Source organism: Streptomyces sp. 135 (assembly GCF_020026305.1).
GTDB lineage: Bacteria > Actinomycetota > Actinomycetes > Streptomycetales > Streptomycetaceae > Streptomyces.
Genome location: NZ_CP075691.1, coordinates 3751729 through 3774495 on the forward strand (window position 1 = coordinate 3751729; position 22767 = coordinate 3774495).

General features: G+C 74.0%; 21 protein-coding genes. 11 read left to right on the plus strand and 10 right to left on the minus strand.

What is annotated here, in order from left to right:
- Positions 1-19: 19 nt before the first annotated feature.
- The 3 genes from KKZ08_RS16775 to KKZ08_RS16785 all read left to right on the plus strand — a co-directional run bounded on the left by KKZ08_RS16775 (position 20) and on the right by KKZ08_RS16785 (position 1895).
- Positions 20-475: an OB-fold domain-containing protein gene (locus KKZ08_RS16775; RefSeq protein WP_223775227.1), complete on the plus strand. Its 456-nt coding sequence runs from the start codon at positions 20-22 to the stop codon at positions 473-475.
- Positions 472-1257 carry an enoyl-CoA hydratase/isomerase family protein gene (locus KKZ08_RS16780; RefSeq protein ID WP_223775228.1) on the plus strand — a complete coding sequence of 262 codons (786 nt, stop codon included), beginning with the start codon at positions 472-474 and terminating at the stop codon, positions 1255-1257. The genes KKZ08_RS16775 and KKZ08_RS16780 overlap by 4 nt, the downstream gene beginning before the upstream one ends.
- Positions 1258-1334: 77 nt before the next feature.
- Positions 1335-1895, plus strand: a complete 561-nt coding sequence (locus tag KKZ08_RS16785; protein ID WP_223775229.1) for a hypothetical protein — start codon at positions 1335-1337, stop codon at positions 1893-1895.
- Positions 1896-2024: 129 nt separating this feature from the next.
- Here the strand turns inward: KKZ08_RS16785 and KKZ08_RS16790 are convergent, their stop codons facing one another.
- Complete coding sequence (locus KKZ08_RS16790; RefSeq protein WP_223775230.1) at positions 2025-4403, minus strand: serine/threonine-protein kinase; 2379 nt, start codon at positions 4401-4403, stop codon at positions 2025-2027.
- A 213-nt stretch (positions 4404-4616) separates the two neighbouring features.
- A complete protein-coding gene (locus KKZ08_RS16795) occupies positions 4617-5465 on the minus strand; it encodes a VOC family protein (protein WP_223775231.1) in 849 nt (282 codons plus the stop codon).
- A 157-nt stretch (positions 5466-5622) separates the two neighbouring features.
- On the opposite strand from KKZ08_RS16795, the gene KKZ08_RS16800 reads away from it, so the two are divergent.
- The gene (locus KKZ08_RS16800; RefSeq protein WP_223775232.1) at positions 5623-6270 is read left to right on the plus strand and encodes a TetR family transcriptional regulator; all 648 of its coding nucleotides are present in this window, start codon (positions 5623-5625) and stop codon (positions 6268-6270) included.
- 59 nt (positions 6271-6329) lie between these two features.
- On the opposite strand, the gene KKZ08_RS16805 is transcribed toward KKZ08_RS16800, so the two are convergent.
- Both KKZ08_RS16805 and KKZ08_RS16810 read right to left on the minus strand, forming a co-directional pair.
- Entirely contained in the window at positions 6330-6851 is a 522-nt protein-coding gene (locus KKZ08_RS16805; protein ID WP_223775233.1) for a nitroreductase family deazaflavin-dependent oxidoreductase, read from the minus strand.
- Between the two features lie 86 nt (positions 6852-6937).
- Complete coding sequence (locus tag KKZ08_RS16810) at positions 6938-8155, minus strand: acyl-CoA dehydrogenase family protein (RefSeq protein ID WP_223775234.1); 1218 nt, start codon at positions 8153-8155, stop codon at positions 6938-6940.
- 157 nt (positions 8156-8312) lie between these two features.
- Here KKZ08_RS16810 and KKZ08_RS16815 point away from each other — a divergent pair, with 157 nt between their 5' ends.
- On the plus strand, positions 8313-9494 hold the full coding sequence (locus tag KKZ08_RS16815; RefSeq protein WP_223775235.1) for an acetyl-CoA acetyltransferase: 1182 nt from the start codon (positions 8313-8315) through the stop codon (positions 9492-9494).
- A 107-nt stretch (positions 9495-9601) separates the two neighbouring features.
- Positions 9602-10345 (plus strand): pyridoxal 5'-phosphate synthase, encoded by a 744-nt coding sequence (locus KKZ08_RS16820; RefSeq protein ID WP_223775236.1) that lies wholly within the window; start codon positions 9602-9604, stop codon positions 10343-10345.
- Positions 10346-10376: 31 nt separating this feature from the next.
- Here KKZ08_RS16820 and KKZ08_RS16825 read toward each other — a convergent pair whose 3' ends face one another.
- The 3 genes from KKZ08_RS16825 to KKZ08_RS16835 are packed head-to-tail and all read right to left on the minus strand — an operon-like array spanning position 10377 to position 12171.
- On the minus strand, positions 10377-11249 hold the full coding sequence (locus KKZ08_RS16825) for a GNAT family N-acetyltransferase (RefSeq protein WP_223775237.1): 873 nt from the start codon (positions 11247-11249) through the stop codon (positions 10377-10379).
- 53 nt (positions 11250-11302) lie between these two features.
- Positions 11303-11722: a Zn-ribbon domain-containing OB-fold protein gene (locus KKZ08_RS16830; RefSeq protein WP_223775238.1), complete on the minus strand. Its 420-nt coding sequence runs from the start codon at positions 11720-11722 to the stop codon at positions 11303-11305.
- Positions 11719-12171: a DoxX family protein gene (locus tag KKZ08_RS16835; RefSeq protein WP_223775239.1), complete on the minus strand. Its 453-nt coding sequence runs from the start codon at positions 12169-12171 to the stop codon at positions 11719-11721. Before KKZ08_RS16835 ends, KKZ08_RS16830 begins: the two co-directional genes overlap by 4 nt.
- A 174-nt stretch (positions 12172-12345) precedes the next feature.
- Between KKZ08_RS16835 and KKZ08_RS16840 the strand changes: the two genes are divergently transcribed.
- From KKZ08_RS16840 to KKZ08_RS16850, 3 genes are all read left to right on the plus strand, one after another.
- Positions 12346-13515 carry an NAD(P)/FAD-dependent oxidoreductase gene (locus tag KKZ08_RS16840; protein ID WP_223775240.1) on the plus strand — a complete coding sequence of 390 codons (1170 nt, stop codon included), beginning with the start codon at positions 12346-12348 and terminating at the stop codon, positions 13513-13515.
- Between the two features lie 456 nt (positions 13516-13971).
- Positions 13972-16197, plus strand: a complete 2226-nt coding sequence (locus KKZ08_RS16845; RefSeq protein ID WP_223775241.1) for an acetate--CoA ligase family protein — start codon at positions 13972-13974, stop codon at positions 16195-16197.
- Positions 16198-16326: 129 nt separating this feature from the next.
- Positions 16327-17154, plus strand: a complete 828-nt coding sequence (locus KKZ08_RS16850; RefSeq protein ID WP_223779086.1) for an enoyl-CoA hydratase-related protein — start codon at positions 16327-16329, stop codon at positions 17152-17154.
- A gap of 53 nt (positions 17155-17207) precedes the next feature.
- On the opposite strand, the gene KKZ08_RS16855 is transcribed toward KKZ08_RS16850, so the two are convergent.
- Positions 17208-18170, minus strand: coding sequence for a hypothetical protein (locus KKZ08_RS16855; RefSeq protein ID WP_223775242.1), 963 nt, complete (start codon positions 18168-18170; stop codon positions 17208-17210).
- A 93-nt stretch (positions 18171-18263) separates the two neighbouring features.
- Here KKZ08_RS16855 and KKZ08_RS16860 point away from each other — a divergent pair, with 93 nt between their 5' ends.
- Complete coding sequence (locus KKZ08_RS16860; protein WP_223775243.1) at positions 18264-18881, plus strand: flavin reductase family protein; 618 nt, start codon at positions 18264-18266, stop codon at positions 18879-18881.
- On the opposite strand, the gene KKZ08_RS16865 is transcribed toward KKZ08_RS16860, so the two are convergent.
- Positions 18871-20118: an MFS transporter gene (locus tag KKZ08_RS16865; protein WP_223779087.1), complete on the minus strand. Its 1248-nt coding sequence runs from the start codon at positions 20116-20118 to the stop codon at positions 18871-18873. The genes KKZ08_RS16860 and KKZ08_RS16865 overlap by 11 nt on opposite strands.
- A gap of 206 nt (positions 20119-20324) precedes the next feature.
- On the opposite strand from KKZ08_RS16865, the gene KKZ08_RS16870 reads away from it, so the two are divergent.
- Complete coding sequence (locus KKZ08_RS16870; protein ID WP_223775244.1) at positions 20325-21332, plus strand: helix-turn-helix domain-containing protein; 1008 nt, start codon at positions 20325-20327, stop codon at positions 21330-21332.
- On the opposite strand, the gene KKZ08_RS16875 is transcribed toward KKZ08_RS16870, so the two are convergent.
- The gene (locus KKZ08_RS16875) at positions 21264-22505 is read right to left on the minus strand and encodes an MFS transporter (protein WP_223775245.1); all 1242 of its coding nucleotides are present in this window, start codon (positions 22503-22505) and stop codon (positions 21264-21266) included. The genes KKZ08_RS16870 and KKZ08_RS16875 overlap by 69 nt on opposite strands.
- Between the last annotated feature and the right edge of the window lie 262 nt (positions 22506-22767).

Below are 22767 nucleotides of genomic sequence, written 5' to 3' on the forward strand. Positions count from 1 at the left end.
CCCGTGAGAGGACCGGAACATGGCAGACGCGACGACGAAACCCGAATCCCTCCTCCGGCCCACCCCGGACGACGACGGCGCCCCCTTCTGGGCCTACGCCGCCCGAGGCGAACTCCGCATACAGACCTGCACCACCTGCGCCGAGCCGAGGTTCCCGCCCAGACCCTGCTGCCCCCACTGCCAGTCCTTCGACACCACCTGGCGCAGGATGAGCGGCCACGGCCGCATCTGGTCCTACGTCATCCCGCACCCGCCCCTCCTCCCCGCCTACGCCGCCCACGCCCCGTACAACACGATCCTCGTCGAGCTCGCCGACGCCCCCCGCATCCGCCTCGTCGGCAACCTCGTCACCACCCCCAACGCCCCGCTGAACTCCGTCGACCCCGCGAAGCTCCGCATCGGCGCGAAGGTGCAGGTCGTCTTCGCGGACGTGGCCGGGACGACGGTGCCCCGCTGGATCCTGGAGCGGCCGTGACACCGGCGCGCGCGCTGCGGACGAGCACCGACGACGGCACGGGCGTCGCCGTCCTCACCCTCGACCGCCCGGAGCGCCACAACGCCGTCGACGTGGCGATGGCGGCCGAGCTGGGCGCGGCCTGGCGGGCGTTCCGGTACGACGACTCGGTGCGGGCGATCGTGCTGACCGGCGCGGGCGACAAGGCGTTCTGCACGGGCATCGACCGCGCCGCCCAGGTGCCGCAGCCGGGCTCCCCCTACACGATCGACGACCCGCTCCTCACGATCGGCCCGAAGGCGAACGACCTCTGGAAACCGGTGATCGCCGCCGTCAACGGCATGGCGTGCGGGGGCGCCTTCTACCTCCTCGGCGAGGCCGAGTTCCTGGTCGCCGACGAGCACGCCGCGTTCTTCGACCCGCACACCACGTACGGCATGGTCAGCGCGTTCGAGACGATCCACATGGCGCAGCGCATGCCGTTCGGCGAGGTCGCCAGGATGTCGCTGATGGGCACGGCCGAACGGATCTCCGCGCGCAGAGCGTACGAGACCGGCCTGGTCTCCGAAGTCACCGCGCGGGGCGGGGCGTTGGCGGCGGCCGTCCGGGCCGCCGAGACCATCGCGTCCTACCCCACGGAGGCGGTGCAGGGCACGGTCAGGGCCCTCTGGTCGGCGAAGGAGGCGGCCCGCGCCCAGGCCCTGGCGCACGCGCCCCATCTGATCGCCCTCGGGAATCTGCCGGCCGAGCGGCAGGCGGAGCTGTTCGAGGCACGGCGGGGGCCCGGCTTCCGCACCCGGTAGCCCCAGGTGGGCGAGGGGCGCCACGTGGCGGCGGGGACGCACCCGGCGTAGCGTCCATCGTGAGAGGAGGCCCCGGCATGGTCCGCAACGTCCTCGGGACGGTCCTCGCTCTCATCGGAGCGACGGCCGCCGTATGGAGCCCCTTCCGAGCCTGGTACGACGGCCGTCTCGGACGCCACTTCCGCCTCGGCGAACTCTTCTCGGGCGGCGGGATCACGGCCGCCCACGCGGAACTCTTCGCCTCGCTCTTCCTGCCCTTCGCCTTCGCGGCGCTGGTGACGCTGGCCGGGCTGCTGCTGCGGTCCCGCCCGGCGGTGGCCTTCGCGGGCGTCGTCGTCCTCGGCTTCGCGGTGCTGTGGATGGTGCGCCAGGGCCAGGCGGCGGGCAGCCTCTCCGTGGCCGGCGACGGCTCGGGCCTCGGCCTCGGCGTCCTCGGCGCACTCGGCGGCGGCGTCCTGCTGCTGCTCGCGGCGGCGCTCATGGCGGGCCGGGTCCGCGCCACGGGGCCGCCTCCGCCCGACGACGGCACCTACCCGCAGCCGAAGCCGCGCCGCTTCGGCGCCCGCCGCCTGCGCAACCGCTCCCCGCACCACACGGAGGAACCCCAGCCCCCTACCGGGCCCCTACCGGGAGGGTGACAGCCGCCGGGTTTCGGGCGGGTGGGTGGGAGACATCCGCCGCGCAGCGGCGGCGCGGACCGGATTCGACCCGCACCCGAGCACCCTCGGCCCCGGCTGCGGGGCACTAGGAGGGCAAGGGGCCCGCCCCTACGTACGGGGCGACGTCCCCGTCCCCCGCTCCGCGTCCAACGCGTACACACAGCGATCCTTGCTGCACGCGTACACGACCCCGTCCCGCACCACCGGCGCCCCCGTGATCTCCCCACCCGTCGCCAGCTTCCACCGCAGCCGCCCGTCGTCGGCCTTCAACGTGTACAGCAGGTGATCCGTGGACCCGAAGTGGATGCGCCGGTCGGCGACGACGGGCGTGCCGACGACCTCACCACCGGCCTGGAACCGCCACTTCGGGGTGCCGGTCACGGCGTCGAGGGTGTAGAGCCCCTTGCCGCTGCCGACGTGGACGTGGCCGTCCGCGACGAGGACGGGCTCGATGGAGGAGCGGGACTCCGTGGCGATGCGCCAGCGGTCACGGCCGTCCGTGGCGTCGAGCGCGTACACCGTCCCGAGGTAGTCGGCGAGGTACACGCCACCACCCGTCACGGCGGGCCCCGGCGCGAACGCGGGCGGGCAGAGGAAGGCGGCGGGCGCCTCGAAGTGCCAGCGGACATGCCCGGCGGCCACGTCGATGGCGAGGACGCGGGTGCCGGCGGCGACGTACACGTAGCCGTCCTGCGCCTGGGTGACCCGCACGGGCACCCCGCCGCAGGAGGCCGCGTCGCCCACGGGATACGACCAGCGCTCCTCGCCGGTCCGCGCCTCCAGCGCCCGCAGCCGCGCGTCCTTCCAGACGTACACCGTGCCGTCGAAGACGGCGGGCCCGGCCTCCGGGGTCTCGAAGTCGGTCTGCGCGCCGGTGATCTCCCAGAGCTTCTCGCCGTTGGCGGCCTCCCAGGCCTGGACGCCGCCGCCGCGCGTGCCGGTGACGACCGTGCCGCGGGCGGCCTGGAGGGAGTACACCCAGGCGTCGGTCGGCAGCCGCCACAGGTCGGAGCCGTCGGTGCCGTCGAGGGCGTAGAGGGTCGGGCCGTCGGAGGCGTGGACGCGGCCGTCGGCCACCGCCATGGACCAGGCGACGTCCCGCGTCTTGAAGCTGCGGCGGCCGGTGCCGACGTCCAGCGCGTGGACCTCGAAGGAGGTGACGTAGACGAGGTTGCCGGCGACGGCGGGCGTGCCCCACACGTCGTTGGACATCCGGAACCGCCACGGCCGCCACGTCTTGGCCCCGGCGTCCGGCGCCACGGCGGGCGCGGGCACGGCGGGCGCCTGGGGGGCGACGCCGTTGGCCCCGGCCTTGGGCGCCGAGGACCGTGACCAGGACGCGGCGAGCCCGTGGTCGCCGGGCGCGGCGGCCGCCCGGGAGTCGGCGACGCGCGGCCCCGGCCCGATCGGCACCTTCGCCCCGGCGAGCCGCACGGGCCCTGCGTCGGCGCGCGCCGCGAACGGCGGCCGGGACGGCGCGGGCGGCGGCTGCTGCGGGGCGGCGGCGCGGTGGCGGGCGCCGGGGCGGCGCGGCACCCGGCCGCCGCTGCGCCCGGCGGTGGCCGGGACGCGGGCGGGGGGCCGGCCGTTCCTGCGGGCCTCGATGAGCGCGACGGCCCGCTCCGGCAGCCAGGCGGAGGCCGTGCCGCTGTCGTCGTTGTCGGCGCTCTCGGAGGCGAAGAGGTGCGGGGCGAGCTGTGCCTGGAGGTCGGCGGGGCTGGGCCGCAGCGCCGCCTCCATCTGCATGCAGGACTCGATCAGCGGGCGCAGCTCGTCGGGGAGCCCTTCGAGGTCCGGGCCCTCCCGGAGCAGCATGAAGACCGTCTCGACGGGGTTGGCGCCGTGGAAGGGCGCGTGCCCGGTGGCGGCGAAGACGAGCGTGGAGCCGAGCGAGAAGACGTCGCTCGCGCCGGTCACGCTGCGCGAGTCCTTGGCCTGCTCGGGTGACATGTACGCGGGTGTGCCCACGGCGACGTTGGTCATCGTCAGCCGGGTGTTGGAGACGCCGGACGCGATGCCGAAGTCGATGACGCGCGGACCGTCCTCGACGACGAGGACGTTCGACGGCTTGAGGTCACGGTGGACCAGGCCCGCGCCGTGGATGGACTCCAGGGCCTCGGCCACGCCCGCCGCCAGCCACCGCACCGCCTGAGTGGGCAGCGGCCCGTGTTCATTCACTATTTCCTCGAGGGAGGGCGCGGGGACGTAGGCCGTGGCGAGCCACGGCACGGCGGCCCTCGGGTCGGCGTCCACCACGGCGGCCGTGTAGAAGCCGGAGACGGCGCGCGCCGCCTCGACCTCGCGCGTGAAGCGGACACGGAACAGCTGGTCCTCGGCGAGCTCGGTCCGCACCGTCTTGATCGCCACGCGCCGCCCCGACGCGGAGCGCGCGAGATAGACCAGACCCATGCCACCGGCGCCCAGCCTGCCGAGGACCTCGAACGGGCCGATCCGCCTCGGATCGTGCTGCGTCAGCTGATCCACCACTTGCCCTGCCACCTCCCCGTACGCGGCCGCCGAAGAAGACAGCCCCGTGCAGCGTCTCACCACCCGAGCCGCTACGGCGGCACGCACCCTGATTCTTCCTGTCCGAGGCGGCCGTGGCGAACCCGGGGCGGGATCGGGGTGTCTCGGGGTGTCTCGGGTTGTCTGGGGGGTTCCCGGGACAAAAGGCCCGCGGAGGGCACCCCGGGGCGGCCTCTAGTCCTGTAGGACAGCGAAGGTCGCCCCTTGGTTGTCCCTGAGGACCGCGATACGCCCGTACGGGATGTCGTGGGGCGGCATCTGCACGCGGCCGCCGAGCCGGGTCACCGCCGCGGCCGTCGCGTCGGCGTCGGTGACGTTGAAGTAGACGAGGAAGTGCGGGGGCGTCTCGGGCGTGCTGTAGCCGTCGGTGGCCGGGTCCATCAGGCTGCGTCCGCCGATGGCGGTCTCGGGTCCGGCCGGGGCCCCGGGGGGCGACCAGGTGCGGAAGGGGACCCCGCCGAGGTCGAGGTCGAAGCCGCCGTATCCGAAGACGCCCTCGTAGAAGGGGTCGACCCGGTCCTTGTCCCGGGAGTAGACCTCCGTCCAGCAGTACGAGCCGGGCTGGCTCTCCTTGCCGAAGCCCTGGTGCGTGCCGGCCTGCCAGATCCCGAAGACGGCGCCCTCGGGGTCGGCCGCGAGGCCCATCGTCCCGAGGGGTCCGACGGGCATGGGCTCCCTGATCATGGAGCCGCCCGCGCGCCTGACGCGTTCGGCGAGCGCGGCGGCGTCCGGGGTCGCGAGGTAGACGGTCCACACGGTGGGCATACGGCCGTCGGCCTTGGGTGCGAGCGCGGCGACGGGCAGACCGTCGCTGTACGCCTGCGCCACCCCAGAACCCACCGAGCCCCCGGAGCCCCCGGTGCTCGCGGTGCTCGCGGTGAACGTCCAGCCGAAGAGCTCGCCGTAGAACCGCTTGCCGCCCTCGACGTCGGGCAGCGTCGCGTCGACCCAGCAGGGCACGCCCTCCGCGTATCCGTGCCGCCCCGTGTCCCCGCCCTCCGCGTCCCGCTCTGCGTAGTCCATGCAAGTCAAGCTAGCGGCCCTCCCGGACCCCCGCAGCGCATGAATTCGAACGTTTGGTCAATTCCTACGGGGTGCGCCCTCCGCCGCCCTCACGCGCCCCAACCCCATTTGCACTCGGCCGAATCGCGCTCCGATCACCCCTCGGTAAGCTGACGGCATGACAGGACAGGTACGTACCGTCGACGGCCGTGTGGCCGGTCGGCGCGGTCAAGCGACGCGTCAGAAGCTGCTCGACTGCCTCAGCGAGATGCTCAGCTCCTCGCCCTATCGGGACGTCAAAGTCATCGACGTGGCCCGCAAGGCGGGGACTTCACCAGCGACCTTCTACCAGTACTTCCCGGACGTGGAGGGCGCCGTCCTGGAGATCGCCGAGCAAATGGCGGCCGAGGGCGCGGAGTTGACCCACCTCCTTGAGGGTCGCTCCTGGGTCGGCAAGGCGGGCTGGCAGACCTCGCAGGAGCTGGTCGAGGGCTTCCTCGACTTCTGGCGCAAAAACGACGCGATCCTGCGCGTCGTCGACCTCGGCGCGGCCGAGGGCGACAAGCGCTTCTACAAGATCCGGATGAAGATCCTCAACTCGGTCAACAACTCCCTTACGGACACCGTGAAGGAGCTCCAGGCCAAGGGCAAGGTCGACAAGGACGTCAGCCCGGCGGCCATGGCGGGTTCGATCGTCGCGATGCTGGCGGCGGTCGCCTCGCACCAGCGCGGATTCCAGACGTGGGGCGTCAAACAGGCCGAACTCAAGCCCAACCTGGCGATGTTGGTGCATTTGGGCGTCACCGGTAAGAAGCCGACGAAGTAGCGAAGCGGTACCGACGCCCCGACGGGCGCGCTTTCCCAGTCCTGTCAGCCGGCGGCGGATCACTCAGGTGATCCGCCGCCGTGCTCTGTGCGCCCGTCGTCGTCCTTGCGTCCCCCTTCGCGGATCCGCCCGCGCCGCTCCAGGCGGAAGAGCCTGATCTCCCGGTCCACCCGGGCCTGGTACGTGGCGTACGGCGGCCAGAAGTCGAGCGCCGCCGCCCAGACCGCCGCCCGCTCCTGCCCCGTCAGCAGCCGGGCCCGCACCGGGATGTCCGCGCCGCGCCAGCTGACCGAGGCCTCCGGGTGGGCGAGCAGGTTCGCGGTCCACGCGGGGTGGCCGGGCCGCCCGAAGTTGGACCCGACCAGCACCCATCCGCCGCTCTCCTCGTCGGGCATGCACGCCAACGGCGTACGCCTCGGCAGCCCGCTCCTCGCGCCGCGCGCCGTCAGGACGAGGCCGGGCAGCATCTGCGCGCTGAGCAGCACCTTGCCTCGGGTCAGCCGGTGCACGGCGCGGTCCATCGCGGGGATGAAGTGCGGGGCCGCCTTCGCGAAGGCGCGGGTGGACGACACCTTCTGCATCAGACGCAGCCCGACGCTCCGCGCCCGGCGCGGTCCGGTCCTCTTCGTCCGGCGCGACGTCTTCGTCCGGCGCGGTCCGGGCGGCATCAGACGGCCTCTTGCAGGGCGTGGCCCTCGAACAGTCCGGCCCGTTCGGCCGACCGTGCCCGCAGGCGGTGCGCGGGGCCGAAGAGCAGCTCGTCACCGGAGGCCCGCTTGAAGTAGAGGTGCGCCTCGTGCTCCCAGGTGAAGCCGATGCCTCCGTGCAGCTGTACGGCTTCGGACGCGGCGGCCCGCAGTGCGTCAAGGCCCTGCGCGAGCGCGAGCCCGCCGGCTCGCTCGGCGCCCTGCCCGCCGAACCCGGCGGACTCCGCCCCGGCCGCCCACGCCGCGTAGTACGCGGCCGAACGCGCGGCCTGGACCTGCACGTACACCTCGGCGAGACGGTGCTTGACTGCCTGGAAGGACCCGATCGCGCGCCCGAACTGCTCGCGTCGGCAGACGTATTCCACGGTCCGCTCCAGCGCGCGGTCCGCCGCCCCGACGGCCTCGGCGGCGAGCACGGTGGCGGCGACGTCCCCGACGGCGGCGAGCGCGCCCGGCACATCACCCCCTTCACCGCCCAGCAACTCCGCTGCCACGTCGCGCAGTTCGACGCGGGCCTGGGTGCGGGTCTCGTCGAGCGCGGTCTGCCGGGTCCGCGCCAGGCCGGGCGCGCCCTCGCGCACGAGGAAGAGGAGCGTACGGGAGCGGGCGAAGCCCCCCGTGTGCGCGGCGACGACGAGGAGCCCCGCGCTGTGCCCGTCGAGCACCTGCTCCGCCTGTCCGTACAGCCGCCACGTCCCGTCGTCGGCCCTCGCCTGTACGCCGCCCGCGCGTCCGCCGCCGGACCAGTCCCCCGCGTTGTCGCCGACGAGGCCGAGGGCCGTGGTGAGCCCCGTGCCGGGCACGGCGAGCGCGGCGGTCAGCTCTCCCGCGGCGATCCGGGGCAGGTGCGCGGCGCGCTGCTCCTCGGTGCCGAGGGCGAGGATCAGCGGGGCGGCGAGGACGGCGGTGGCGAGGAGCGGTGAGGGGACGAGGGCGCGGCCCAGCTCCTCGCAGCCGAGGGCGAGCTCCGCGGCCGTGCAGCCGACGCCCCCGTACGCCTCGGGAAGCGCGAGGCCGGGCAGGCCGAGCTGCGCGGCAAGGGCGGCCCACAGGGCGGAGTCGTGGCCTGCCGGGGTGCGGACGGCGGCCTTGACGTCGTCGGGCCCGCAGCGTTTGGTGATCAGTTCGCGAAGGGTGCGGCGGATCTCGTCCTGCTCCGCGCTGAAGGCGGCGTCCATTGGCGGGCTCCTCCCCCGGGCCCGGCGGCCGGACCCGGAACTGACGGGCCGTCATGCTAGGACCGTCCCCCCGAGATGCACAGAGCGCGGACGCGGCGAGAGGGGACGGAGGCCGCGGCCTCCTCAGGCAGCCCTCATCTGATGTACCGTCAGATGCATGCCGCCCAACACCGGTTCGACTCCCCGCAAGGTCGCCGTCGTCGGTGTCGCCCTCTCGGACTGCGGCAGGGTCGACGAGGCGACGCCCTACGCCCTGCACGCCCAGGCGGCGCGCCGCGCGCTCGCCGACTCCGGCCTGGGGCGCGGCGTGGTCGACGGCCTCGCGTCCGCGGGCCTCGGCACGCTGGCGCCCGTGGAGGTCGCCGAGTACCTGGGCCTCAGGCCCCGCTGGGTGGACTCCACCTCCGTCGGCGGCGCCACCTGGGAGGTCATGGCCGCGCACGCGACGGAGGCGGTAGCGGCGGGACGGGCGAACGCCGTGCTCCTCGTCTACGGCTCGACCGCCCGCGCGGACATCAAGGCCGGGCGCCGCACGTCGAACCTCTCCTTCGGCGCGCGGGGCCCGGCGCAGTTCGAAGTCCCCTACGGGCACTCCCTTGTCGCCAAGTACGCGATGGCCGCGCGCCGCCACATGCACGAGTACGGCACGACCCTGGAACAGCTCGCCTCGGTGGCCGTCCAGGCCCGGGCCAACGCGGCGGCCAACCCCGACGCGATGTTCCGCGACCCGATCACGGTGGACGACGTCCTGGCAGGACCGATGATCGCGGACCCGTTCACCAAGCTGCACTGCTGCGTACGGTCCGACGGCGGCTGCGCGGTGCTGCTCGCCGCCGAGGAGTACGTGGCGGACTGCGCGTCGGAGCCGGTGTGGGTCCTCGGCGCGGGCGAGCACGTCTCGCACACGACGATGTCGGAGTGGGACGACTTCACGGTCTCCCCGGCGGCGGTGAGCGGCCGTCTCGCCTTCGAGCGGGCGGGGGTGCGGCCCGAGGACATCGATGTGGCCCAGATCTACGACGCGTTCACCTATATGACGCTGGTGACGCTGGAGGACCTCGGCTTCTGCGGGAAGGGCGAGGGCGGCGCGTTCGTGGAGAAGGGCCGCCTGCTGCGCACGGGCGGTCTCCCGACCAACACGGACGGCGGCGGCCTGTCCGCCCAGCACCCCGGCATGCGGGGCCTCTTCCTGCTGGTGGAGGCCACCCGACAGCTGCGCGGCCAGGCGGGCGAGTGCCAGGTCAGACGCACGGACGCCACCCTGCCGGAGCTCGCGGTGGCGTCGGGGACGGGCGGGTGGTTCTGCTCCTCGGGGACGGTGGTGCTGGGGCGGGGGTGAGGGGCGCCGAGGCGGGGATGAGGGGGTTCCGGGGCAGGGACGAGGGGGCGCCGGGGGGTGAGGGGCCGATTCGCCCGGTGCCGGGGCGCGCGCGACAGAATCGGCGCATGACGACACCCGGAACTCCGCCGCCGTCCCCCGCGCCCCATGACGCCGCCCCGCCGACCCCGTTCCAGCAGCTGCTGCGGGCACAGCGCGTGTGGGACGTGGAGCTGCCCGCCTTCGACCCGGCCGGGGCGCCCGCCGACCCGCTGTCCCTCTTCCACGCGTGGTTCGCGGAGGCGGTGGCCGCCGGGCAGGCCGAGCCGCACACCATGGGTCTCGCCACGGTCGCCGAGGACGGCGGCCCCGACGTGCGGACCGTGATGCTGCACGACGCGGACGACCGGGGCTGGCACTTCGCCTCGCACGCGAGCAGCAGGAAGGGCCGCCAGCTCGCCGCCCGCCCGGAGGCCGCCCTGCACTTCTACTGGGCGTCGCAGGGCCGGCAGATCCGGATCAGGGGCCGGGTCGCCGCGGTCCCGCACGCCGAGGGCCTCGCCGATCTGCACGCGCGGTCGACGGGCGCCCTCGCCGCCGCGCTCGTGGGCCACCAGAGCGAAGTCCTCGACTCGTACGAGGAGTTGGCGCGGTCCTCCGCCGCCGCCTGGGACCGCGCCCGGGCCGAACCGGACGCCGACGCGCCGACCTGGACGCTGTACGTCCTGGAGCCCTCGGAGGCGGAGTTCTTCCAGGGCGACGAGCGGCGGCGCCACATCCGCTTGCGCTACCGCAGGGCCCTGGCCGACCGGGCTCACCAGGCCGACCGGGCCGCCGCCGAGGTGTGGACGCGCGAGCTGCTCTGGCCCTGAGCCGCCCCCTTCCCGGCCGTGGGCCGTGGCCTCAACCGCTGAAGTCATACTGCGTGAAGTCCCCCACCGGGCGGTAGCCGATCCGCTGGTAGAGGCCGTTGCTCGTCGGGTTGGCGAGGTCGGTGAAGAGCAGGACCTCGGCGGCGCCCGCGTCGAGGGCGGCGCGGGTGACGGCGACGGTCGCGGCACCGCCGTAGCCGCGGCCGCGGAGGGCTGCCGGTGTGTACACGGGGGCGACGCGGACCTGACCGGCGATGCGGCGGGTGACGCCGGCCATCGCGGCGGGCGTTCCGTCGGGGGTCTCCCAGAGGGTGACGCCCCCATGGGCGAGGCGGGAGTCCACCCATGCGCCGGAGCCCATGACGGCCGGTTCGCCGACGGCCTCCGCGAACTCCCCGTGCCAGCGCTCAAGCAGGGCCCTGTCCCCGTCGTCGGCGAGGCGGGCGCGGCCCGGCGGTGCGGGCTCGGGCGGGGTGAGGGCGGCGAGGCGGTAGAGCCGCTGCCGGTGGCCGGGCGTGGCGGTGGCTCCCGTGTGCTTCTCCCAGGCTCGGGCGAAGGCCTCCGCGGTGTCCCGGTCGGCGACGACTCCCGGCAGGGCGTGGCCGGAGTCGGCGAGCTGCCGGGCGAGGATGTCGGCGGCTTCGGGGGCGACGGGCGAGAGGAGCAGCCGGTGCGGCGGGGTCCGCAGGAAGGCTCCCCGGACGCGGCCCGCCCCATCGGCGTACGTACCGAACTGGGGCGCCCCCTCCCCGTACGCCTGGAGCCCCCGTTCGCGCAGGGTGTCGGTGACGCTGAGGAGAGCGGTGTGCGGGGCCGGTGCGGAGGACAGGAACTCCTCGGCGCGCGCGTGAAAGCCGTCGAGGTCGTCGGTCAGCTGCCAGGAGGAACGCGGGTCGGTGGACATGGGCCATGATCCCGCGCGCCGCCCACCGGGGACAAAGAGATTTCACGCCCTCCCTACGCCGCCCTGAACACCGGCACGGCGAACTCCCCGGCCGCCCGGAACGCCACTTCGAGCCCCATCCCGATCCGCGGCTCCTGTGCCCCGCGGCCGACGACCTCCGTCATCATCCGCGGCCCCTCGGCGAGATCGACGACCGCGGCGACGTACGGGACGCGCGCGCCGAACGGCGGCAGGTCGTTCCTGTGCACGACCGACCAGGTGTAGAGCGTGGCCCGGCCGCTCGCCCGCTCCCAGGCGACGTCCTCGCTCCAGCAGCGCGGGCAGAACTCGCGCGGATAGTGGTGCGCCGCCCCGCACGCCCCGCAGCGGCGGATCAGCAGCCGCCCCTCGGCCGCCGCGTCCCAGTAGGGGCGGGTGAAGGCGTCGGGTTCGGGCAGATCGAAGCGCGGGCCGCCACCCGCCGCCGTACTCATCGGAAGAGTCCGAGCGCGTCGTCGAGGGACCAGGCCTGCCAGGACATGGCGAAGAGGGCGACGAGCGAGATGAGCGCCATCATCGTGTTCTGCCCCTGCTCGGCCCAGTCGTGGATCATGAGGACGAGGTAGAGCAGGTTGAGGAGCAGCCCGCCGACCAAGGCGACGGGAGTCAGGAATCCGACGACCAGGCCGAGCCCCAGGGCGAGTTCGGCATGAACCACGACGTACGCCATCACCTTCGGGCGCGGCGCGACGACGGTGTCGAAGCCGCTGCGGACCGCGTGCCACCTGTGCTTGGCAGCCACGTCGGACGCCCACGCGATGCCCGTACCCCGCTCGAACCAGCCCTTCTTGTCCTTGTGGCGCCAGCTCTCCAGCCACCACAGGCCAAGGCCTATGCGGAGCACGGCGAGCCATTCGGCGCCGGTGAGCCAGATCGAGTCCATGCCGTGGCCACTCCCACTTCGGCGGTCGTACGCGGCTTTCTGACGGTACGTCAGTTCAGCGCACGGGGCGGCGAATGCGCAAGGGGCGGACGCCGCGCAGGGCCGTGATCGATTCGCAACCGGTTCCGGACTTGACCGTCACCCATCAAGTAAGCGCGCGGTTACTCTCCAGTCATGTCCGACTCGACAGCTCCGCAGTCGCCCACGCAGGACCGCCCCGTGTACGTCATCGGGGGCGGCCCCGGCGGACTCGCCGTCGCCGCGGCGCTGCGCGCACGCGGTGTCCGCGCGATCGTCCTGGAGAAGTCGGAGCGCCTCGGCGCCTCCTGGCGCGGCCACTACGACCGCCTCCACCTGCATACGACGCGTCGCCTCTCCGCCCTGCCCGGCCTGGCGATCCCGCGGTCGGCCGGCCGGTGGGTGTCACGGGACGACCTGATCCGCTACCTGGAGCAGTACGCGGAACACCACGCCCTCGACATCGTCACCGGGGTCGAGGTCACCGGCCTGGAACGCACCGCCGACGGCACCGGCTGGCTGCTGCGCGCGACCGGCGGCCGGGAGCTGACCGGCAGCGCGGTGGTGGTCGCCACCGGCTACAACCACACGCCCCGGCTGCCCGACTGGCCCGGCCGCGACACGTACTCCGGAGACCTCCTGCACGCCCGCGACTACCGCGAACCGAGCCCCTTCACCGGCAAGGACGTCCTGGTCGTCGGCGTCGGCAACACCGGCGCGGAGATCGCCGTCGACCTCGCCGCCGGTGGCGCCGCCCGGGTCCGCCTCGCGGTGCGCACCGCCCCGCACATCGTGCGCCGCTCCACGGCCGGGTGGCCCGCGCAGCTCTCGGGCATCCTGTGCCGCAGGCTTCCGGTGCTCCTGACGGACCGCCTCGCGTCGCTGGTCGCCCGCGTGTCCGTCCCCGACCTGTCGGCGCAGGGACTGTCACGCCCCCGCACCGGCCTCTTCTCGAGGGCCAGGGAAGGGGCGATCCCGGTCCAGGACGTCGGCCTCATCGACGCCGTACGCAAGGGCCGGGTCGAGCCGGTGGCCGCCGTGGAGGCCTTCGACAGCGGCAAGGTGGTCCTGGCGGACGGCACGCGGATAGCGCCGCAGACGGTCATCGCGGCAACGGGCTACCGCCACGCCCTGGAGGGCCTGGTCGGCGGCCTGGGCATCCTCGACGCCCACGGCCGCCCCACCGCCCACGGCCACCACAGCCCGAAGCAGGCCCCGAACCTGTACTTCACCGGCTTCACCACCCCGATCAGCGGCACACTCCGCGAACTCGCCCGAGACGCCAAAAAGATCGCAAAGGCAATAGCAAGAACCCACCCCCGATAACCCCACCCCGGAAGCCCCGCCACGCAAGGGGCGCGGGGAACTGCGCGCCCAACCCCCACCAACCCGCACCCAAAAAACCCACCCCGCACGCCCCCCTAAGGGCGCGGGGAACTGCGCGCCCAACCCCCACGACCCGCACCCAAAAAACCCACCCCACAAGGGGCGCGGGGAACTACGCAAGACCGCCCCCCCCCCCCCCCACACACACACCGCACCCAACAAATCCAGCCCCGTCCGATTCCCCACCTTGGCACCCCCCAATTTCTGCGCTTCCGTAGAAGAAACAGCCCCGCCCACCCCTCCCACCCCACGCCCCACCACACCGCATCGCGAGACACCGCACCGCACACCGCCAGTCTTTGCCTGCACCCCCATTCCTGACACAGCGTCAGTTCAGTAATCTGACTATGCGTCAGGTAAGCAGGTAAGTGCTGTCACACAGGAGCGGGCGGACCGATGCTTGGATCGACACACGGCACCTTCACCACCGACCCCCGCCGCGCGCGTGTCATGGCCTGCGGCGAACCCCCACCCCCCACCGTCCACGGCAGCGCCCCCACCGCCGACGACCTGGACGTCAGCGGCCGCCCCTTGCACGCCGACGTACCCGACCTGGACCGCTTCTTCCGCCCCGAATCCGTCGCCGTCATCGGCGCCTCGGACGCCGAGGGCCGCCCCGGCGCCGGCATCACCCGCCGGCTGATCGCCTGGGCCGAGCGGGTCGGCGCGCGCCTGCACCCCGTGCACCCCACCCGTCGGACGGTATTCGGCATCCCCTGCTTCCCCTCCGTCGCCGACCTGCCCGAACAGGTCGACCTCGCCGTACTGCTGGTCGGCGACCCGCTGCCGGCGATCGAGCAGCTCGCCGAGGCGAAGGTGCGCTTCGCCGTCGCCTTCGCCTCCGGGTTCGCCGAGACGGGCGAGGCGGGCGCGGCCGCCCAGGCCCGCCTCGCGGCCGCCGTGCGGCGCTCGGGCCTGCGGCTGCTCGGGCCGAACACCAACCTCAACGCCTTCGAGGAGTTCCGCGAGGATCTCGAAGGCCCCGCCATCGCGCTGATCACTCAGTCCGGCCACCAGGGCCGCCCCGTCTTCACCCTCCAGGAACTCGGCATCCGCCTCTCCCACTGGGCGCCCACCGGCAACGAGGCCGACCTGGAGACCGCCGACTTCATCTCCTACTTCGCCGAGCGCCCCGAGGTCGGCGCCATCGCCTGCTACGTCGAGGGCCTCAGGGACGGCCGCGCCTTCCTGCTCGCCGCCGACCGCGCGGCCCGGCGCGGAGTGCCCGTCGTCGCCGTCAAGGTGGGCCGGACCGAGACCGGCGCCCGCACGGCCGCCTCACACACCGGCAAGCTGACCGGCGCCGACGCGGTGGTGGACGCGGCGATGCGGCAGTTCGGCGTCATCCGTGTCGACGGGCTCGACGAACTCCAGGACACCTCCGCCCTGTTGGCGCGGGCCCGCAGGCCGTCGGCCGAGGGCGTGGCCGTGTATTCGATCTCGGGCGGCACGGGCGCGCACTTCTCGGACCTGGCGGCCGAGGCGGGCCTCACCCTGCCCACGCTCGGCGCCGCCAAGCAGGCGGAGCTGCACCAGTGGATACCGGAGTACCTGAACGTCGCCAACCCCATCGACAACGGCGGACACCCCGTCGGCGACTGGCGCGGCCGGAAGATCATCGACGCGATCCTCGACGATCCGCAGGTGGGGGTGCTCATCTGCCCCATCACCGGGCCCTTCCCGCCGATGAGCGACAAACTCGCGCAGGACCTGGTGGACGCGGCGGAGGAGACGGACAAGCTGGTGTGCGTGGTGTGGGGGTCGCCCCTCGGCACCGAGGACGCCTACCGCCAGACGCTGCTCGGCTCCTCGCGCGTGGCCACCTTCCGCACCTTCGCCAACTGCATCACGGCGGTCCGCGCCCACCTGGACCATCACCGCTTCACGGCCGGCTACCGCTCCCCCTTCGACGAGGCGCCGCGCAGCCCCTCCCCCTCCTTCCGCAAGGCGCAGGCGCTGATGCGGCCGGGCCAGCAGCTCAGCGAGCACGCGGCGAAGCAGCTGCTGCGCGCGTACGGGATCCGCGTACCGCGCGAGCAGTTGGTGACCAGCGCGGCGGCGGCCGTCCGCGCGGCCGGGCTCGTCGGCTACCCGGTCGTCATGAAGGCGTCGGGGCCCCAGCTGGCGCACAAGACCGAGCTGGGCCTGGTGAAGATCGGCCTGACCTCCGCCAGCCAGGTGCGCGACGCCTATCGGGAGCTGACGGACATCGCCCGCTACGAGGGCGTGCCGCTGGACGGCGTGCTGGTCTGCCAGATGGTGGAGCGGGGCGTCGAGATGGTCGTCGGCGTCACGCACGACGCGCTCTTCGGGCCGACCGTGACGGTGGGGCTCGGCGGCGTACTCGTCGAGGTCCTTCGGGACACGGCGGTGCGGGTGCCGCCCTTCGGGGAGGACCAGGCGAAGGCGATGCTGTCCGAACTGCGGGGCCGGGCCCTGCTGGACGGGGTGCGGGGGGCGGCGCCCGCCGATGTCGACGCGCTCGTCGAGGTCGTGCTGCGCGTCCAGCGCATGGCGCTCGAACTCGGGGACGAGATAGCGGAGTTGGACATCAACCCGCTGATGGTGCTGCCCCGGGGGCAGGGCGCCGTCGCCCTCGACGCGTTCGCCGTCTGCCGCTGAGGGGCGCCCGCACGAGCCGACCGCCACCGTCCGTGTCACCGCCGAGACCCCGACTGCCGAGCACCGTCGCCCAGCGAAACGGAGCCACGCCCCATGACGCCCAAGCCACCCAAGACACCGATGACGCCCATGCCGTCCTCCCCCGACCCGACGACCTCCTCCGAACCCCTCGACTCATTGATACTCCACACCACTGACAACGCCGTCTCGTGGATCACGCTCAACCGCCCCGAGGCCATGAACGCCGTCACCTGGGACCAGCGCGAACGCATCATCGCGCTGCTCGACGAGGCCTCCGGCGACCCCGGCGTACGCGCCGTCGTGATCACCGCCACCGGCAAGGGGTTCTGCGCGGGCGCCGACCTGCGCGGCGCCCCCGCCACGGGCGAGCGGGTGCCGGGGGATGTCGCCCGGACGGTCAGGCGGGGCGCCCAGCGGCTGATCTCCGCCGTCCTGGACTGCGAGAAACCGGTGATCGCCGCGGTGAACGGCACGGCGGCCGGCATCGGCGCCCACCTGGCGTTCGCGTGCGACCTGGTGATCGCCGCCGAACCGGCCACGTTCATCGAGGTGTTCGTGCGCCGGGGCCTCGTACCGGACGGCGGCGGCGCCTATCTCCTGCCGCGGCTGATCGGGCCGCGGCGGGCCAAGGAGCTGATGTTCTTCGGGGACGCCGTGTCCGCCGCCGACGCGGAACGGCTCGGCCTCGTCAACCGCGTCGTACCGGCCGACGACCTGGAGAAGACCGCGCGGGAGTGGGCGCAGCGCCTCGCGGCGGGCCCCACCCGCGCCCTGGCCCTGACGAAGCAGCTGGTGAACGCCTCCCTGGAGGCGGACCGCGCGACCGCCTTCGCGGCGGAGGCCGTCGCCCAGGAGATCAACATGACCACGGCGGACGCGAACGAGGGCGTGGCCGCCTTCGTGGAGCGCCGCGCGCCCTCCTACCGAGGCCGCTGACCCCTGCCGAGGCCGCTGACCCCTGCCGAAGTCGCTGACCGGCGTCGCGCCCCTCAGCCGCGCCGGCGCACCAGCACCTCGATGTCCGGTGAGTCCGGGTCCCCGAAGAGCACGAAGAGTTCGGGCTCGGCCGCCGTGCCGCCGATGGTCCACGTCTGACTGTCGCTGCCGCACCCCTCCACGGCGATGACGACGGCCGGCCGGTCCTCGTACTGGGCTTCGCCGACCCGCCACGTACCGGTGGAGTCGCAGCGCGCCAGCCTGTCGCTGCCACCGGACGCGTCACCTTCCTCGTACGCGTCACCCATCTCGTACGCGTGACTCGACTCGTACGGAAGCCCGGTGACCACCGCGCGCCCGTCCGCCCCCAGCCGCAGACGCTCGCCGTCCTCCCCCCGCCAGGTGCCGACGAGCTGCGCGGCGGTCAGCTCGGGCGGCTCGTACTCCTTGATGAGCCCCGTCGCCGTGCCCACGACCGCCGCGCCGAAGACCGCCACACACACGCCGAGCGAGGTGAGTCCCGACAGGATCCACACCTTGCGCAGCGGTCTGCCGAGGCGTTCCTCGCGCCGCCGGCAGTACGCCACGTGCAGCGCGGGCAGTATGCCGCTCGCCGCGATCCACAGTGCGGGCCCCACGAAGGGGGCGCCCAGCACGGCCGAGCAAGCCGCCCACGCGGCCCCGACCGGCAGCAGGCAGGCGAGGGACCACGCCCACTCCGGGCCCCGGCCGAGACGCGCGGCGCCCAGGCGGCCGAGCCCGACCGCGGGGAGCGTGAGCACCGCGGAGTGCAGCAGCCCGACGACCGGCAGCAGGAGCGGCCCGAAGACGAAGAGGCAGGCCAGGCCGAGGGCGGGGCCGCCCCCCGCCCCTCGGCTGTCGTCGTCGAGCGTCAGCGTGAACGCCACCATCCCGGCCACCGGCAGCTGCGCCGCGCACGCCGCCCCGGCCGCCCGCATCCGCACGTCACTCCAGGTCCCCCGCGGCCGCGCTTCCCTGGCGTTCCCCCACCTCATGGGGGTGAAGATACGCGCGGGACAGGAGGGGCCCAGCCACAGGGCCCCGCACCCTTTCCATCTGACGCCCCGTCAGCTTCAATGGTGGGCGTGATGGGACACGCAGGGATGGCGGCCACCGCCCTCCGCTACCTCAGGTCGGTCGGGGCCCCCACCACCACGGGCCCCTTCGAAACGCTGCCACGCCCCGAGCTGCGGGCGGTCGGCGACGACGAGCGTGCCCCGCTCGATCCCGGCGAGTTCCGCCGCGTCCTCGGGAACTTCGCGACGGGCGTCACCGTGATCACGGCTCCTCCGTGCGAGGAGGGCGAGGGCCCCGCGGGCTTCGCCTGCCAGTCCTTCGCCTCGCTCTCCCTGGACCCGCCGCTGGTCTCCTTCATGGTGGCCCGCACCTCGACGACATGGCCGCGCATCGCGCGCGCGGGCGTCTTCTGCGTGAACATCCTCGGCGCCGACCAGGGCGAGCTGTGCCGGGCCTTCGCCGTGAGCGGTGCCGACAAGTTCGCCGGGGTGGAGTACGACGCGGCGCCCGTGTCCGGCTCACCCCGGCTGGCGGGCGCCCCCGCCTGGGTCGACTGCGCGATCCAGGCGGTGCACACCGGTGGCGACCACCTCATCGTGGTGGGCCGGGTGGCCGCGCTCGGTACCGCCGACGGCGACGCGGGGCCGCTCCTCTTCCATCAGGGCAGGTTCGGCCGCTTCACGCCGTGACGGCCGGGAGGTCCACCGGGTCGCGCCGCCGGATCACCAGCGCCATCAGCGCGGCCGCCGCGCAGAGCGCCCCGGAGGCGTACCAGATGACGTCGTAGGACCCGAAGGTGTCCCGCACGACCCCACCGAGGAACGCGACGACGGCGGCGCCGACCTGGTGCGAGGCCAGCACCCAGCCGAAGACGATCGCGCTGTCGTCGCCGTACTGCTCGCGGCAGAGCGCGAGGGTCGGCGGGACGGTCGCGACCCAGTCCAGGCCGTAGAAGACGATGAAGAAGATCATCGGCGGGTGGACGTTCGGGGCGAGGAGGATCGGCAGGAAGAGCAGCGAGACGCCGCGCAGCGCGTAGTAGACGGCGAGCAGGCGCCGGGCGTCGAAGCGGTCCGTGAGCCAGCCCGACGCGATCGTCCCGACGATGTCGAAGACGCCGATGACGGCGAGCAGCGACGCGGCGGCCCTGATGGGCATGCCGTGGTCGTGCGCGGCGGGCACGAAGTGGGTCTGGATCAGGCCGTTCGTCGAGGCGCCGCAGATCGCGAAGGACCCGGCGAGCAGCCAGAACGGTCCGGTGCGGGCCGCCTTGAGGAGCACGGCCATGGTGCGCCGGGCGGCCCCCGGGACGGGCGGCGGCTTCGCGACGAACTCCTCGGCCCCGTACGGCTTCAGGCCGACGTCCGCCGGGTGGTCGCGCAGCAGCAGCCATACGAAGGGGACGACCACGAGAGCCGCGAGCGCGACCGTCACGGCGGCGGGCCGCCACCTGTACGTCTCGACGATCCAGGCGAGGAGCGGCAGGAAGATCAGCTGGCCGGAGGCGGAGGCGGCCGTGAGGATGCCGGTGACCAGGCCGCGCCGCTCGGTGAACCAGCGGTTGGTGACGGTCGCGGCGAAGGCGAGCGCCATCGAGCCGGAGCCGAGCCCGACGAGCAGGCCCCAGTACAGCAGCAGTTGCCAGGCGTGGTTCATCCACACGGTCAGCCCGGAGCCCAGGGCGATCACGATCAGGGCGGTCGCGACGACCTTGCGGATGCCGAAGCGGTCCATCAGCGCGGCGGCGAACGGCGCGGTGAGCCCGTACAGCGCGAGGTTGATGGAGACCGCGAGGCCGATGGTCCCGCGCGACCAGCCGAAGTCGGCGTGCAGCGGGTCGATGAGGAGGCTCGGCAGCGAGCGGAACGCGGCGGCGCCGATGATCGTCACGAAGGTGACGGCGGCGACGAACCACGCGCGGTGGATGCGGGGAGCGCGGCGGCCCGCCGGGGCCGTGGCGCCGGACGGGGGCGCGTCGACGGCCTCGTCGGGCGGCGGGACCGTCCCGCCCGCTCCGCTGGTTCCGCCCGTCTCCGCGCTCGGCTCGGTTGTCTGGGTCACGTCATCAAGGATCGGCAGCCGCCCCCGCGCGAACGAGTGGCCCGAGGGACAGCGTTCGCTAGGATCGGGCCATGGCCGCTTCCGGGGAGTCCCGCGCCGATACGCGCATGCACCGCGTCGTCGTCCTCGCCCTGGACGGCGTCATCCCCTTCGAACTGGGCATCCCCCAGCGGATCTTCAGCCGCGCGCGCGACGCCGACCGCCGCCGTCTCTACGAGGTCGTGACCTGCTCGGTCCGGCCGCCCGGCCCGGTCCGTACGGACGCCGACTACACGATCCTCGTCGAACACGGCCCCGAGGCGCTGGCCACCGCCGACACCGTCGTGGTCCCGGCGTCGTACGAACTGGGCCCGGTCTACGAGGAGGGGCGGCTCACCGGAGAGCTGGCCGCCGCGCTGGCCCGTATCCGGCCGGGCACCCGCCTCGTCTCGATCTGCACGGGCGGGTACGTCCTCGCCGCCGCCGGCTTCCTCGACGGGCGCCCGGCGACCACGCACTGGGCGTCGGCGGCCCACTTCCAGCGGCTCTTCCCCGACGTCAAGGTCGACGCGGACGTGCTGTTCATCGACGACGGCGACGTGCTGACGTCGGCGGGCGTGGCCGCGGGCGTCGACCTCTGCCTGCATCTCGTACGCCGCGACCAGGGCACGGCGGTCGCCAACGACGTGGCCCGCCTCACCGTCGTACCGCCCCACAGGGACGGCGGCCAGGCCCAGTACATCCAGCGCCCGGTCCCCGAGCCGCAGCTGGCGACCACGCGCACCGCGCGGGCCTGGGCGCTGAGCCGCCTCGACCAGCCGCTGCGGCTGCGGGACATGGCGGCGCGGGAGTCGATGTCGGTGCGCACCTTCACGCGGCGCTTCCGCGAGGAGGTCGGCATCAGCCCCGGCCAGTGGCTGACACAGCAACGCGTCGAGCGGGCACGGCACTTGCTGGAGTCCAGCGATCTCTCCGTCGACCGGATCGCGCGGGACGCGGGCTTCGGCACGGCCCAGTCGATGCGCCAGCACCTACAGGCCGCGCTCGGCGTCACCCCCACCGCTTACCGGCGTACGTTCCGCGACGTCGCCGCCGGCTGAGACCACGCCGGGAGACGCGGCGGGCTTCACCTCGCCCAGCACCCCCACCACGGTCAGCAGCACACCGAGCCCGACGCCCGCCAGGATCGCCGTGGAGGGCGACACGACGCTCAGCAGCCCGCCCGCCAGCGAGCCGCTCGCCGCGTACCCGGCGCCCACGGCGGCGTACATCACCGAGTAGCCGGCGGCGAGGGCGCTGGGCGGCAGCACCTCGCGCAGCGAAAGGTTCCGGGTGAGCATGGCCCCGGCCTGGAACACCCCGGCGACGCCCAGGACGGCGAGCAGCCACCCCACGCCCGGCAGTACGGCGACGGCGGCCAGGCAGGCCGAGACGGCGAACATCAGCACCATGCCCTGCGTACGCAGGCGGCCCGGCCAGGTCCGCAGCCCGTACACGAACGACCCGACCGCGGAGCCCACCGCGAGCGCCGCGAGGAGCGGTCCCGCCCAGCCCACCGCGATGCCGCGCTGCTCCAGGAGCGCGGGCAGGACCAGCTCGGCGAGCGCGAGCATCGACAGGCTCGCCGCGCCCGTCACGAAGATCGGCCAGGCCCGCGCGAGGATCCGCGCCATGGACTCCCCGCCCCGGTCGTCCGCGTCCGAGCGCCACCCCTCGGGCAGCATCCACAGCCCGGCCACGGCGGCGGCCATCAGCGCTCCGGCCGACACCAGGGGCAGCGCCGGTGACACCCCGAGCGCGAGGCCGGTCACGGCGGCCGGCGCCACCGCCCAGATGGCGAAGGTGAGGATCGACTCCACGGACAGGGCCTGGGTGACGGCCTTGTCCGGCACCATGCCGGTCAGCAGGGCGCGCAGCCCGCCGGGGGCGGCGGCGGGCGCGGCCCCGGCGAGGAACGCGAACGCCCCCAGGGCCACGGGATGCGCGTGCGGCAGCAGGCCCAGCGCCGCGAACGCGACCGCGCCCACCGCGAGGCCCCGGGCGAGCTGCGGCCGGGCCCGCTCGGGCCGCATCCGCATCCCGAGGAGCGGCGCGCCCACGATCTCGCCCACCACGTACACCGCGGCGAGCACGGCGCCGAGGGCATACCCGCCGGGCCGCTCCCGCACGAGAAACACCAGGGCGAGCGGCGCCGCGGCCACGGGCATCCGCGCCCCCACGGCCACGGCCCCCCACCGGACGACACCTCCGGAAACAACGTCGCGATAACTCATCCCCCGAAGCTAAACGCCCCCACCGACACCCCCCACCCCTTTTCAGCGCCGATGCGCGGACCCCCGGGTCGACGACGCCCACCCCCGACGGCCCGCGGTCGCCATGACGACGGGAGGGGACGTGCCGGTATGTCCGCCCGGAGCACGGCACCCACGCCCGCAGAGCCCCGAAGCACAAGGCGGCCACGCAGGCGCCGGCGAGGACGGACATACCGGCGCGGGCCCGCCCCACGACGAACAACCCGCCCCCCCCGACGGCACC

Excerpts from the sequence above, each read along its gene's own strand:
- KKZ08_RS16785 (WP_223775229.1), top strand. The coding sequence starts at position 1,335 with ATGGTCCGCAACGTCCTCGGGACGGTCCTCGCTCTCATCGGAGCGACG.
- KKZ08_RS16870 (WP_223775244.1), top strand. The coding sequence starts at position 20,325 with ATGGCCGCTTCCGGGGAGTCCCGCGCCGATACGCGCATGCACCGCGTC.
- KKZ08_RS16800 (WP_223775232.1), top strand. The coding sequence starts at position 5,623 with ATGACAGGACAGGTACGTACCGTCGACGGCCGTGTGGCCGGTCGGCGC.
- KKZ08_RS16805 (WP_223775233.1), bottom strand. The coding sequence starts at position 6,851 with ATGCAGAAGGTGTCGTCCACCCGCGCCTTCGCGAAGGCGGCCCCGCAC.
- KKZ08_RS16850 (WP_223779086.1), top strand. The coding sequence starts at position 16,327 with ATGCCGTCCTCCCCCGACCCGACGACCTCCTCCGAACCCCTCGACTCA.
- KKZ08_RS16875 (WP_223775245.1), bottom strand. The coding sequence starts at position 22,505 with ATGAGTTATCGCGACGTTGTTTCCGGAGGTGTCGTCCGGTGGGGGGCC.
- KKZ08_RS16845 (WP_223775241.1), top strand. The coding sequence starts at position 13,972 with ATGCTTGGATCGACACACGGCACCTTCACCACCGACCCCCGCCGCGCG.
- KKZ08_RS16815 (WP_223775235.1), top strand. The coding sequence starts at position 8,313 with ATGCCGCCCAACACCGGTTCGACTCCCCGCAAGGTCGCCGTCGTCGGT.
- KKZ08_RS16775 (WP_223775227.1), top strand. The coding sequence starts at position 20 with ATGGCAGACGCGACGACGAAACCCGAATCCCTCCTCCGGCCCACCCCG.
- KKZ08_RS16830 (WP_223775238.1), bottom strand. The coding sequence starts at position 11,722 with ATGAGTACGGCGGCGGGTGGCGGCCCGCGCTTCGATCTGCCCGAACCC.
- KKZ08_RS16855 (WP_223775242.1), bottom strand. The coding sequence starts at position 18,170 with ATGAGGTGGGGGAACGCCAGGGAAGCGCGGCCGCGGGGGACCTGGAGT.
- KKZ08_RS16840 (WP_223775240.1), top strand. The coding sequence starts at position 12,346 with ATGTCCGACTCGACAGCTCCGCAGTCGCCCACGCAGGACCGCCCCGTG.
- KKZ08_RS16810 (WP_223775234.1), bottom strand. The coding sequence starts at position 8,155 with ATGGACGCCGCCTTCAGCGCGGAGCAGGACGAGATCCGCCGCACCCTT.
- KKZ08_RS16825 (WP_223775237.1), bottom strand. The coding sequence starts at position 11,249 with ATGTCCACCGACCCGCGTTCCTCCTGGCAGCTGACCGACGACCTCGAC.
- KKZ08_RS16820 (WP_223775236.1), top strand. The coding sequence starts at position 9,602 with ATGACGACACCCGGAACTCCGCCGCCGTCCCCCGCGCCCCATGACGCC.
- KKZ08_RS16860 (WP_223775243.1), top strand. The coding sequence starts at position 18,264 with ATGGGACACGCAGGGATGGCGGCCACCGCCCTCCGCTACCTCAGGTCG.
- KKZ08_RS16795 (WP_223775231.1), bottom strand. The coding sequence starts at position 5,465 with ATGGACTACGCAGAGCGGGACGCGGAGGGCGGGGACACGGGGCGGCAC.
- KKZ08_RS16835 (WP_223775239.1), bottom strand. The coding sequence starts at position 12,171 with ATGGACTCGATCTGGCTCACCGGCGCCGAATGGCTCGCCGTGCTCCGC.